Source organism: Erwinia sp. SLM-02 (assembly GCF_037450285.1).
Lineage (GTDB): Bacteria > Pseudomonadota > Gammaproteobacteria > Enterobacterales > Enterobacteriaceae > Erwinia.
This window is the reverse complement of record NZ_JAQISN010000005.1, coordinates 361,981-374,573: the sequence shown is the minus strand read 5'-3', so window position 1 is coordinate 374,573 and position 12,593 is coordinate 361,981. Positions and strand designations below refer to the sequence as shown.

Sequence of the window (12,593 nt, the reverse complement as noted above, 5' to 3'; positions counted from 1 at the left end):
ATGTTTTTGTGAAAACGCGACAAATGCCTGTTACAGAAACACTTTGTTAATGTTTGGTTCGGCTTTTGCGGCGAGGCCGCCTGCTGCGCGAACCTGTTTTAACCACGCTTGCTGTAAGCGAGCTGACCATTCTCTTCAACTGATGGGGGAGTCACTGCATCCATCACGATCTTCCCTGCGGAGAGGATATGCTTAATGGTCATTTCACGTGCTTTATCAGCGTCCCTGGCCCGGCAGGCGTCAAGAATAGCGGCGTGTTCATGCTGAAACATCGGCGTATCGGAAAGCAGCTTTCGCTGAAGGTGCTCATAGCGTTCTATCTGGTTGCGCAGTTCGGCAATCAGCAGCAGCTGGCGCGGATTGCGACAGTCGGCATAGAGGATTTCATGGAACTCAAGATTCAGCGATCCCTGCTTCTCCGCTTCGCCGGCATCCCCGAGCAGCTGATGGGTGAGGCCAGCCCGTGAAAGGGTCTCTGCACCCATATTCTTTACGCTGTGGAATATTGCATCGCCTTCCAGCAGCGCACGCAGGTGATAGATATGGCGAATCTCATCGGCTGACATTGTCCTGACTACCGCGCCGCGATTGGGATAAATATCTACGATCCCCTCCTGCTCCAGCTGCCGGATAGCTTCACGCATAGGAACACGGCTGACAGAAAACTGCGTAGCGAGATCGCGCTCCACCAGCCGCGAGCCTTCAGGCAGCGTACCGTTGTTGATCATCGCCCTCAGCTGCTCAGCTAAAAGGCTTGCCGTGGATTGAGTTTTTAGCGTCATAAACATCCCCTGTTGATTTTGGCATAATGGTATACCATTATGATGGCTTCTGCCAGATCGTGGCTAACAGCCCCTTAACCCTGGTAAATGCTTTATGGAAACCTTCCAGACAGGAGAAAACATCATGGCTCAGCGCGAACATCATTATCGGGTTAACATCGAATGGACCGGCAATAAAGGGCAGGGCACGGAATCTTATAAAGCGTACAGCCGCGACTTTACGATTTCGGCATTAAATAAAGCCGGGATAACCGGCTCGTCCGATCCGGCTTTTCTGGGTGACAAATCGCGCTGGAACCCGGAAGACCTTCTGGTTGCCTCGGTATCAGCCTGCCACAAGCTGTGGTATTTGCATTTGTGCGCCGAAGCGGGCATCAGCGTGTTCGCCTATCAGGATCGTGCAGAAGGCACCATGGTTGATGGCGATCGCGGACATTTCACGCGTATCACGCTACGGCCTGAAATCGTGATTCGCGAAGGGGATGATATCCAGCGGGCGGCAGACCTGCACCACCAGGCTCACGAACAGTGTTTTATCGCTAACTCCCTTAATTTTCCCGTTGAATGCCGGCCAATTATTTCCTGTACATCAGAGAAATAGACGAATAACTGTTCATTCTCCGCACCTTCGTGTTCTGCCGGAAGTGGCAATGTAGTTCCCCTCAGTCACGGAATCCTGCTACGTTATCGACATCAGAATGTACTGATGTCGATAATGTGAAAAAGGGAAGCGCCATGACACAGGATTTAGCGGGAGTGGATGTTCTGTTTGTTGCCGGTTTTGGGCCAGTCACGCGCAGTAGCGCAGTCAGCGCTGCATTTTATCGCGATGCACTCGGTTTACCGCTGAAGGCAATGGAAGGAAATGAAGACTACCTGCTGAGCGAGCACGATGCGTTGGGTGGGGTTAAGCATTTCGCACTGTGGCCGCTGGCGCAGGCCGCGTTATCCTGCTTCGGCAGCGAGCAGTGGCCTGCCGATCTGCCCGAACCCCAGGGATGGATCGAGTTCGAAGTGCGTGATATTCAGGCTGCGACCCGCTCGCTGGAGGCGCAGGGCTATCGCCTGCTGGTGGCAGAGCGCGAAGAGCCCTGGGGCCAGACGGTGACGCGACTGCTCAGCCCGGAAGGGCTGCTGACGGGCGTGACCTTTACCCCCTGGCTGCGCGACGCGTAATGATCCGCAGGAAAGCAAGCTGAGAGGTCAATATGTCGCTTCGCTGTAATATTATGCGGATTGATTTATAACATTTATCCTGTACATATTTCGTTTCGATATAATAATAAGCCATCCGTTCATGGCTTATTATTTGCGGAATCGATAGGTTTAATAAATTAAAGTGATTAGCGCCAGATAAATCAACTGTTATAGCTCGCTACATTATTTCTGTGCATGGTGGCGGTCCGTTTTCAGTGATTAACTTTCCATTCATTATGATAAAGAGTGGTAAGTTTATTATGAGCGATGAAAAACTGTCTGATAACGAGCGGTTAAAAGGCAATAGCGTATTACTTCGCGGCACCATTACCCGCGATCTTGAAAATGATATTACCGGTGGCTTTGACGGCGATAACTTCCAGCTGATTCGCTTCCACGGCATGTATCAGCAGGACGACCGCGATATCCGTCAGGATCGTATTGCGCAAAAACTTGAGCCGCTGCATACCGTCATGCTCAGGGTGAGACTACCGGGTGGGATAATTACGCCGCAGCAGTGGTTAGGCATAGATGAGTTTGCGCGTGATAATACGCTGTATGGCAGTATTCGTATTACCAACCGGCAGACCGTTCAGTTTCACGGCGTATTGAAACACAATATTAAACCCGTACATCAGCTACTTCACCGGCTGGGGCTGGATTCCAGAGCCACCGCAGGGGACGTAAACCGTAATGTATTATGCACGGCCAACCCCGTTGAGTCGAATCTGCATATTGAAGCTTACGAATGGGCGAAAAAGATATCTGAGCATCTTTTACCCCGTACTAATGCCTATGCTGAAGTCTGGCTGGACAAGGAAAAAGTTTCCATTAAGGATGAGAAAGAACCTATTCTCGGTAATACCTATCTTCCGCGAAAGTTTAAAACCGCGGTGGTGATCCCGCCGCAGAATGATGTCGACCTTCACGCCAACGATCTGAACTTTATTGCCGTTGGTGAGGATGGACAGCTTACCGGTTTCAATGTGCTGGTCGGTGGCGGTCTGGCTATGACTCAGGGAGATGCCTCCACCTGGCCGCGGCTGGCGTCGGAATTTGGTTTTATCCCGCTGGCGCAGACGCTGCAGATTGCCGAAGCGGTGGTGTCGGTGCAGCGCGACTGGGGTAATCGCAGCAACCGGCGCAATGCCAAAACCAAATACACCCTGGAACGCGTGGGCGTTGCGGTGTTTAAAGCCGAGGTCGAAAAAAGGGCGGGGGTCAGCTTTCAGCCGGTGAAGCCGTATCAGCTTACCGGGCGCGGCGACCGCATCGGTTGGGTTGCAGGTGTGGATAAGCAGTGGCATTTAACGCTGTTTATCCCCAGCGGCCGTCTGATTGATAAACCCGGCTATCCGTTTAAAAGCGGCATTGCGGAAATCGCGAAAATTCACCAGGGTGACTTCCGCCTGACGGCGAATCAGAACCTTATCGTGGCGGGCGTCAGCGAGGAGCAAAAGCAGCAGATTGACGACATTGCCCGCCAGTTTGGTCTGATCGACGATACCGTGACGAATCTGGAAAAAGATTCCATGGCCTGCGTTTCGTTTCCCACCTGTCCGCTGGCCATGGCGGAAGCCGAACGCGTACTGCCTGATTTTGTCAAAAGCCTGGAGCAGTCGCTGGACCGCCATGGACTCACCGACGAATCGATCGTATTCCGCATCACCGGCTGCCCGAACGGCTGCGGCCGCGCCATGCTGGCAGAAATGGGGCTGGTGGGCAGAGCACCGGATCGCTACAGCCTGTACCTGGGCGGCAACCGGCAGGGTACGCGTATCCCCCGGCTTTATCGCGACAATTTCAGCAGCGCTGAGCTGATGCTCATGATGGATGAACTGATAGCCCGCTGGTCTGCCGGGCGCGATGCGGATGAAGGGTTCGGCGACTTTGTCATCCGCAGCCAGATTGTTGCACCGGTGGTCGACTCCGCCAGAGATTTTCACGCCGTTGTTTGAGGCCGGAAAGCCATAGGGCAATATCAGCATTGCTATTTTCGGGCAGAAATGATTTACAACATCAAAGCCGCACGAGTGCCCGCGTCATATATTCCACGTTAAGCACCGGGGAAATTAATTATTATTATAATATTTATCTTTCGCAAACGATAACAGTCATTGAATTAAATGCTATAACAGTTTTCATTTGATATTTAACTTTACTTGGTAATTCGGTAAGCGTAATATTTATTTCGACAAGGGAGGTGTTGTGGTTTAAGTGTGTGTTCCTCCTTTTTATACGCCCGCCCCTTTTTGGAGTCGGGCTTTTTTTATTCATCTTTTTTAATTCTTTTTCATTCATTCGGAGTCAGCCATGAAGTTAACGAGGGTGAGAAAAAAAGAACCCGGTAAGTCAGGGTGTTTAATGCTGATGCTGGCGGCCTGCGTTTTTATCGCAGCGGTATATGGCGTGATGATCCTCTGCATGACCCTGCAGGATAAATCGTCCGCCAGAGAAAATTCGTTAAAGCAGATTGATGCCTGTCACCAGGCGGAAGGCGGGGGTAAAGATAAAATAAGAGATTACTTCGATAACGAATCCTGCACCGAGCTGATTAAGCAGCACGCGGCGAAATTTAAAAATGAACCCTGAGAAATGGCCTGTTGAATAGAAACAACAGGCCATTTTTATTATCGATTAATCATCATGTGGTAATGCATACTCCAGATGATCCAGATTGAAAGTCCGATAATGATTAACAGGATCAGCAGAGTGAAAACAAAGCTTGCCAGATTCCAGCCATCCTCGGTCTTACGATTTAAATGCAGGAAATAAACCAGCTGTACCAGCAGCTGCGCCACCGCCGTCACCACAAAAAGCGTAATAGTGAGCCAGCGAGGCCCGGCCGGATACATCACCAGCATGAAAGGGATCAGCGTGAGGATCACGCAGAGCACAAAGCCGGTAAGATAGCTTTTATAGCTGCCGTGATCGTGGCTGTCGGAATGTAAAACCGCCTTACTCATTTAATAGACCCCCAGCAGATAAACAACGGTGAACACGCAGATCCACACCAGATCGAGGAAGTGCCAGAACAGGCTCAGGCACTCCAGCCGCAGCGTGGTTTTGCCCCCCAGTCCCCGGGTCATAATCTGGTGGATCATAATGCCCATCCAGATCAGGCCCACGCTGACGTGCAGGCCGTGGGTGGCCACCAGGGTAAAGAACGCGGAGAGCCAGGCGCTGCGGTCGGGTCCGGCGTTGTTCTCAATCAGATGGTGGAACTCGTTGACCTCCATCCCAACAAAGGCGAGGCCAAACAGGAAGGTCACGGCCAGCCAGAACAGCACCTGATTCTTTTTCCCCTGGCGCAGGGCGATCATCACGAAACCGCAGGTGATGCTCGACAGCAGCAGCATAAAGGTTTCGGTCAGAACGTAGGGGATCTCAAAGATGTCCTTTGGCGTTGGCCCGCCGGCAAACGCATCGCTCAACACCGCGTAGGTGGCGAAGAAACTGCCAAACAGAATGCAGTCGGACATCAGATAGATCCACAGCCCGAGTTTGGTGCCGTGATCGTGATGCCCGTGTTCATGCTCTGCATCGTGATGCAGAGCCGGATTGAGTGTGTGACTACTCATAGTTAAGCCTTTTCCGTAACAGAATGAATACGCTGGTTTTCTATTTTCTCAATCTCTTCCGCCGTGACGGTGTACTCGATGTCCTGGTCATAGACGCGCATAAAGACGCCCGCGGCCATACCAAACACGCAGAAGATTGCCAGCCACCAGATGTGCCAGATCAGCGCGAAGCCCAGCAGGGTAGCGATCATCGACACCACGAACGGCGAAGCGGAGTTTCGCGGCATCAGGAAAGCTTCGTATCGGGTGGGTTTTGGCGGCAGCCCTTTTTTCTTCGCTTCGTGCCAGTAATCCAGGCTGTCCACATGCGGAACGACGGCGAAGTTATAGAATGCCGGCGGTGACGAGGTGGCCCATTCCAGCGTGCGGCCATCCCACGGATCTTCCGCGCACGGCTGCCGCTTGTGTTTAATGTGATCGCGCACGCTGACGTAGATCTGCGCGAGGAAGAAGAGAATGCCGAACAGAATGAAGAAGGCACCGACCTCAGCGATTTTCAGATACGGGCCCCAGTCCGGGTTGGTGTAGTGGTTCAGGCGGCGGGTCATGCCCATAAAGCCGAGGATATACATCGGGATAAAGGCCAGATAGAAGCCAATAATCCAGCACCAGAACGAATAGCGGCCGAGTCTTTCATTCAGCTGGATACCGAAGACTTTCGGGAACCAGAAGCCGAAGCCCGCGAAGTAGCCGAACAGCGCCCCGCCGATAATCACGTTATGGAAGTGGGCCACGAGGAACAGGCTGTTGTGCAGCAGGAAATCCGCGCCGGGGATGGCGAGCAGCACGCCGGTCATACCGCCGACGGTAAAGGTCACCAGCGACCCCAGCACCCAGAGCATCGGCGTGGTAAAGACCAGATTGCCGCGATACATGGTGAACAGCCAGGTGAAAATCTTCACCCCGGTCGGGATGGCGATGATCATGGTCATAATGCCGAAGAAGGCATTAACGCTGGCCCCGGAACCCATCGTGAAGAAGTGATGCAGCCAGACGATAAACGACAGAATACCGATCGCCACCGTGGCGCTGACCATGGAGGTGTAGCCGAACAGTTTTTTACGCGCAAAGGTGGGGGTGACTTCGGAGAACACGCCAAAGGCGGGCAGCACCAGAATATAGACTTCAGGGTGTCCCCAGGCCCAGATCAGGTTCACGTACATCATCGCATTCCCACCCAGTTCATTGGTGAAGAAATGCATATCCAGATAGCGGTCCAGCGTCAGCATCGCCAGCGCCGCCGTCAGGATCGGGAACGCCGCAATGATAATCGCGCAGGTCACCAGCGTGGTCCAGGTGAACACCGGCATGGTCATCAGCTTCATGCCCGGCGCACGCATTTTCAGGATGGTGACAAACAGATTCACCCCGGTCAGCAGCGTACCCAGGCCCGAGAGTTGCAGGCTCCAGATATAGTAGTCGACCCCAACGCCGGGGCTGAACTTGATCCCCGATAGCGGCGGATAGGCGACCCAGCCGGTCTGCGCAAATTCACCGACGCCCAGGGAGAGGTTAACCAGAATCACCCCGCCGACAAACAGCCAGAAGCTGAGTGCGTTAAGCCACGGGAACGAGACGTCGCGCGCGCCGATTTGCAGCGGCATGATGATGTTCATCAGACCGGTAATAAACGGTGTGGCAACGAAGAAGATCATAATCACGCCGTGGGCGGTGAAGATCTGATCGTAGTGATGGGGCGGCAGGAAACCTTCGCTGCCGCCACCGGCCACCGCCAGCTGGGTACGCATCATAATGGCATCCGCAAAACCGCGGATCAGCATAATCAGCGCCACGAAGATGTACATAATGCCGATGCGCTTGTGGTCAACGGTGGTCAGCCAGTCGTTCCACAGCACGGTCCATTTTTTAAACCAGGTTATGCCCGCCACCACCGCCAGCCCGCCCAGAATAATGGCGGCCACCGTCACCATGACGATGGGTTCGTGATAGGGGATTGCATCTAATGTTAATTTGCCAAACATCGCTTGCTCCATCGTTCTTATTCGCCTGTATGGCTCATATGCATTTCGGCTGAACCCATACTCATGCCGGCATGCGCGTCATCTGCGTGCCGGTCCATACCGGAGTCCATGTACTGGTCGATAATTCGCTGGAACAGCCCCGGTTCAACGTGGGAGAAATGCTCAACCGGATGTTTTACGGAGGGCAGGGCCAGCGTTTTAAAGCCGCTGAAGCTCAGCGGATGGTTCTGCGCTTTAATCCCGCTGACCCAGCTCTGGAAGTCGGCGTCCGAAGTCGAGTGGGTGATGAACTTCATATCTGAGAACCCCGGACCGCTGAAGTTGCCGGAGATGCCGTCAAACTGACCGGTTTCATCGGCGATAAGGTTCAGTTGGGTACGCATGCCGGCCATGGCATAAATCTGCCCGCCCAGCTGCGGAATGAAGAAGGTATTCATCGTGGAGTCAGAGGTGATCTGGAAGGAAACCGGGCGGTCGACCGGAATATAAAGTTCGTTGACCGTGGCAATGTTTTCTTCCGGGTAGATGAAGACCCATTTCCAGTCGGTGGCGATCACTTCAACCGTCAGCGGGGGTTTTGAAGATTCAAGCGGCTTGTAGGGATCGAGGCGGTGGGTACTAATCCATACAATTACCGCCAGCGCGATAATGATAATCAGCGGCACGCCCCAGACAACCACCTCAACACGGGTGGAATGCGCCCATTCTGGGGTGTATTTCGCCCGTTTGTTCCCCGCACGATAGCGCCATGCAAAGGCAAAGGTCATCAGAATGGCCGGGATAACCACGATCAGCATCAGCAGGATCGCGGTGATAATCAGGTTGCTCTGCTCTTTTCCCACCTGCCCCCTGGAGTCAAACAGCGTCCAGCTACAGCCGGTCATTAAGGGGATAATTGCCAGAACAATCATTGCCTTAATTGATTTAATTGTGTTTTTTAACATCCTGAATACCCTATAATTTTTTCGCATTTATGCAGAGTCCCGCAGGCGAAATGTTGTATCCTTCTGGCAATACGCGGTGCTCAGACAGCGCTTTCAAAGCTGTCTGCTTCACACCATTTACAGTCGACCCTGTTATCAATTTGTTATCCTCATTTTGGTTTTGTGTTTATATGCCAACAAAATCCATACAAGATAGCGATTAAATGCATTTTATTTGCAACAACAGGCGCTTTTTATACTCTTTTGTATGGGTATTTTAAAGGGTGATCTATGTCATTTGCCGAAAAAAAGAAGACAAGCTCGATAAAAACCCACTGGATCTATCCGATAAAGCCGGGCAACGGGGCAAGATATAAGCAAATCATCAATATGGTGACCGCGGCCATTGATGCCGGAGAGCTGTTGCCCGGCGACCGGATGCCGACCCAGCGCGAGCTGGCGGAATTACTGAGGGTGGATTTGACCACGGTCACCCGCGCCTACAATGACCTGCGCGAAAGGAACCTGACGCAGGCGGCGAGCGGTAGGGGATCGTTTATCTCTTACCAGCCGGATACGCTGTCGCATATCGACCTGAGCATGAATACGCCGCCGGGATCGGCAAAAATACTGCCGCTGATAAGCCGCTCCCTGGAACGCCTGCAGTCCTCAACTGATGCGGAGTCGCTGATGACCTATCACGTGGGGGCCGGTTCGGCGGTGGAGCGCAACGCGGCGGTGAAGTGGCTGAAGCCCCTGCTCGGTGAGTTCGACAGCCAGCGGGTTGTGGCCTGCCCGGGGGCGCAGACGGCCATCAGTGCGTTGCTTTCTCTACTGACCAAACCCGGCGACGTGGTGGTGACGGATGAACTGACTTACCCGGGATTTATCTCCGCCGCCCGCCAGCACAACCTGCAGATTGTCACCGTGGCGGTGGATGAGCAGGGGATGGACCCCGACGGGCTGGTCCACGCCTGCAAGACCTACGGCGCGAAGGTGGTTTATCTCAACCCGACGATCCACAATCCGACGGCGATGACCGTCTCCTTAGAGCGACGTAAGGCGATTGCGGCGGCGCTGATAGCGCATAATCTGACGCTGATCGAGGATGACCCTTACGGCCTGCTGCCGGATGAGCCGTCTGCACCGATTGCCACGCTGGCACCGCACAATAGCTGGTATGTGTCCACGCTGTCGAAATGCCTGACCCCGGGCGTACGCGTGGCCTGGGTAATCTGCCCCGAGTCCACATCCTGGGAACCGCTGGCGGGGGTTATTCGTGCCAACGTGCTGATTGCTAATCCGCTGATGCTGGCGGTGACGGCGGACTGGATCCATACCGGCGCGGCGATGGCGCTGCTGCAGGAACTGCGGCAGGAAAACGCTCAGCGCGTGGCTCTGGCGAACAGTATTCTGCCCGGAAAAATTGTCTCCAGCCCGTTCGGGCTCCACGTCTGGTTGGAGGGAGAAGCGGGATTCGATCCCCATTCACTGGTGCATTCGGCGGCGAAGGTCGGGCTGGGGATTACGCCATCGTATGTGTTCTCACCCGTTGGCGGCGTGCTGTCCGGTATCCGGATTTCACTCGGCGGCGCGCGGGATCTCTCCCAGCTTTCTAATGCATTGCAGCGGCTGAATAATGTCCTGAAAAATGCCAGCCAGCCGCTGGCGGGCGGGGGATATGTTTAAAAACAGATAACAAAGGTAAATGGAGGCTTAGCCCTTTTCGTTTAGCCTCCTGATCCACAGGTTCAGCACGGTGCGGGTGATTGGTCTGGCATCTTTATTTTGAGTTTATGTTAAGCTTCGCGGTAAACACGTTACAGGAATTGACCGATGAATAATCATTCAGATGAAAAAATGACAGAGCACATTATTGGTGAAGCTGTCACGGAGTTGCTCAATGACAACGCCGCCATCACGTGGCATTCGCTATTGGCCAAACTTCATGCGATCGTTGCTAACGAACTTGATGAAGATCGCGTCAATGCGGCAGTACGTGCAATAAAAGAAATCCGGTCGGAAAGGCTGAACAGTTCCGGGGAAAAAGACAGTTCGTCCGCTGATGTACCTTCACGACAGCAGATCCACTAACGCCGCTTAACACAGTCGATAAGCAATGCTGGCAGGGCGCCAGTCAGCACAATAAACTGGATTGTGCTATAATAAACACTTGTCCACCTGTCTAGAGAGGTTTTGTGATAGATGACACTACCACTGAAGATATCTATGTCGCTATAGGAACGGTTGTAACACGACTGCTTAAGCCGGACCAGCCGCTGACCGTTCATGAGATAATCAATGAGCTCCACAGGATGGCGCAAAATACTGAAGAACCAGATTTTGTTAACGCCTGTCGGGAAGCGATAAAATTTCTGGCCCGTTTGATGCATTGATACCTTCACAATTTAAAGTTTAACCCCTTAAATTCATTAATCTTCACTACAACTGAGTTTGGGTCTCCTCAACCTTCACTTCAGCAATCCATGCGAGACCCATTCCTCAGATTACTCAGAAACTAAAAACCTTCATCGTCTGGCGTACGGCCAACAACAATCTCTACTGTACTTGAACACGGGCATCAGTTATTTTGCGGCATCGCCCACTTTTTTAACCAGGACTTCCTATGCATCAAGATGGCATTCTTCCGGAAAAATCCGGCGGGATTAGCAGTTATTTTTGCCGGGTCACTCACCCGTATCAAATTGAGATTCTTGGAAAAATCACCGTAGAAATACTCCGTCAGGGGAAAAATCTTAGCTGTACTTCCGTATGTCTTAAGCTGATCGTTCGACTCGACGCCACAACGGATGAGACTGAACTGATGCATCTGCGAGATCTTCTTGGCAAACTCTTTGGCCGATAGTGACGGCGGCCTGCCCATTTTATTTCCCGCGAAACACCATTTTTCACTTCCTGATTATCACCGCCTGCCTTACTTCATATTATCCTGGATCTTATTTTATTAAATTCACTACAGGCTAAATGTTAATCACTCACCCCGATGATAATATCTTGGTGTGTGACACTTACAGATATTGATCTGTCGAATTTATTGGATGTTAAACGTGCGTTAGCACGTTAGTTGACAGGATTTTGTTATTTACTTTTGTTTTTTTTAAGTGGATATGAATTTAACGGTTAATATCTGAACACGGTTTTTTATTGTGAAAATGAATATCTGTGCCAGGCTTAAACCTCACTGAAAAAATGAAGGAGAATACATGCCTACTCACAAGAATCTTAATCCTGTTGACTACCCTGTACCTCCCTTCGTCGAACAGCCTCAGCCGATGCCGGGGCTGGCCAGTAAAATGATCCCGGTGCCGGATCACGGGGAAAAAAGCTATAAGGGCAGCGGTCGCCTTGCCGGGCGCAAAGCGTTAATCACCGGCGGCGACTCCGGTATTGGCCGGGCGGTGGCAATTGCCTACGCCCGTGAAGGGGCTGATGTGGCAATCGGTTATCTGCCGGAAGAGGAGCCGGACGCTGCGGAAGTTATCCGCCTGATCGAAGCGGAAGGGCGCAAGGCCATTGCGCTGCCTGGCGATATTCGGAGCGAAGCATTTTGTCAGCAGCTGGTAAAAGAGGCCGCTGAAAAACTCGGCGGGCTGGATATTCTGGTCAATAACGCAGGGCGCCAGCAATATAACGAATCCATTCGGACATTAAGCACGGAAGATTTTGACGCGACATTTAAAACCAATGTTTACGCCATGTTCTGGATAACCAAAGCGGCGCTGGAATATCTTCCGCGCGGCGCGTCAATTATAAATACCAGCTCGGTCCAGGCCTTTAAGCCCAGCGAAATTCTGCTGGATTACGCGCAGACCAAAGCAAGTATTGTTGCCTTTACCAAATCGCTGGCAAAACAGTTGGGTAAAGAAGGCATTCGCGTTAACGCCGTCGCACCAGGCCCTTACTGGACGCCACTTCAGTCCAGCGGCGGGCAACCGCAGGAGAAAGTGAAAGAGTTTGGCGCTTCGGCCCCGCTCGGCCGCCCCGGCCAGCCGGCGGAAATAGCCGCGCTCTACGTGACGATGGCGTCGGTAGAAAGCAGCTACACCTCCGGTCAGGTGTGGTGCTCGGATGGCGGTACCGGCACGCTGTAGGCGGAAGTTAATCAGT

13 protein-coding genes are annotated in these 12,593 nt (G+C 52.7%); 8 read left to right on the top strand and 5 right to left on the bottom strand.

Features of this window, described 5'->3' with window-relative positions; all coding sequences use genetic code 11:
- Positions 1-98: 98 nt before the first annotated feature.
- Complete coding sequence (locus tag PGH32_RS22815) at positions 99-782, bottom strand: GntR family transcriptional regulator (RefSeq protein ID WP_337895265.1); 684 nt, start codon at positions 780-782, stop codon at positions 99-101.
- 124 nt (positions 783-906) lie between these two features.
- On the opposite strand from PGH32_RS22815, the gene PGH32_RS22810 reads away from it, so the two are divergent.
- From PGH32_RS22810 to PGH32_RS22795, 4 genes are all read left to right on the top strand, one after another.
- Positions 907-1,383: an OsmC family protein gene (locus tag PGH32_RS22810; protein ID WP_337895264.1), complete on the top strand. Its 477-nt coding sequence runs from the start codon at positions 907-909 to the stop codon at positions 1,381-1,383.
- Between the two features lie 134 nt (positions 1,384-1,517).
- A complete protein-coding gene (locus PGH32_RS22805) occupies positions 1,518-1,958 on the top strand; it encodes a VOC family protein (RefSeq protein ID WP_314419225.1) in 441 nt (146 codons plus the stop codon).
- 281 nt (positions 1,959-2,239) lie between these two features.
- Positions 2,240-3,937, top strand: coding sequence for an assimilatory sulfite reductase (NADPH) hemoprotein subunit (cysI, locus tag PGH32_RS22800; protein WP_443112822.1), 1,698 nt, complete (start codon positions 2,240-2,242; stop codon positions 3,935-3,937).
- Positions 3,938-4,343: 406 nt separating this feature from the next.
- A complete protein-coding gene (locus PGH32_RS22795) occupies positions 4,344-4,571 on the top strand; it encodes a hypothetical protein (protein WP_337895262.1) in 228 nt (75 codons plus the stop codon).
- A gap of 38 nt (positions 4,572-4,609) precedes the next feature.
- Here the strand turns inward: PGH32_RS22795 and cyoD are convergent, their stop codons facing one another.
- The 4 genes from cyoD to cyoA are packed head-to-tail and all read right to left on the bottom strand — an operon-like array spanning position 4,610 to position 8,486.
- Positions 4,610-4,945, bottom strand: coding sequence for a cytochrome o ubiquinol oxidase subunit IV (gene cyoD / locus PGH32_RS22790; RefSeq protein ID WP_314419220.1), 336 nt, complete (start codon positions 4,943-4,945; stop codon positions 4,610-4,612).
- Positions 4,946-5,560, bottom strand: coding sequence for a cytochrome o ubiquinol oxidase subunit III (gene cyoC, locus PGH32_RS22785; protein ID WP_337895261.1), 615 nt, complete (start codon positions 5,558-5,560; stop codon positions 4,946-4,948).
- Positions 5,561-5,562: 2 nt separating this feature from the next.
- Positions 5,563-7,542 (bottom strand): cytochrome o ubiquinol oxidase subunit I, encoded by a 1,980-nt coding sequence (gene cyoB / locus PGH32_RS22780; RefSeq protein WP_337895260.1) that lies wholly within the window; start codon positions 7,540-7,542, stop codon positions 5,563-5,565.
- A gap of 17 nt (positions 7,543-7,559) precedes the next feature.
- Positions 7,560-8,486 carry a ubiquinol oxidase subunit II gene (cyoA, locus tag PGH32_RS22775; RefSeq protein ID WP_314419216.1) on the bottom strand — a complete coding sequence of 309 codons (927 nt, stop codon included), beginning with the start codon at positions 8,484-8,486 and terminating at the stop codon, positions 7,560-7,562.
- Between the two features lie 270 nt (positions 8,487-8,756).
- On the opposite strand from cyoA, the gene PGH32_RS22770 reads away from it, so the two are divergent.
- The 4 genes from PGH32_RS22770 to PGH32_RS22755 all read left to right on the top strand — a co-directional run bounded on the left by PGH32_RS22770 (position 8,757) and on the right by PGH32_RS22755 (position 12,577).
- Positions 8,757-10,154: an aminotransferase-like domain-containing protein gene (locus PGH32_RS22770; RefSeq protein WP_337895259.1), complete on the top strand. Its 1,398-nt coding sequence runs from the start codon at positions 8,757-8,759 to the stop codon at positions 10,152-10,154.
- Positions 10,155-10,301: 147 nt separating this feature from the next.
- Positions 10,302-10,559 (top strand): hypothetical protein, encoded by a 258-nt coding sequence (locus tag PGH32_RS22765; RefSeq protein WP_314419214.1) that lies wholly within the window; start codon positions 10,302-10,304, stop codon positions 10,557-10,559.
- Positions 10,560-11,091: 532 nt separating this feature from the next.
- A complete protein-coding gene (locus tag PGH32_RS22760) occupies positions 11,092-11,331 on the top strand; it encodes a biofilm development regulator YmgB/AriR family protein (protein ID WP_337895258.1) in 240 nt (79 codons plus the stop codon).
- Positions 11,332-11,689: 358 nt separating this feature from the next.
- On the top strand, positions 11,690-12,577 hold the full coding sequence (locus PGH32_RS22755; protein ID WP_337895257.1) for an SDR family oxidoreductase: 888 nt from the start codon (positions 11,690-11,692) through the stop codon (positions 12,575-12,577).
- Positions 12,578-12,593: the final 16 nt, after the last annotated feature.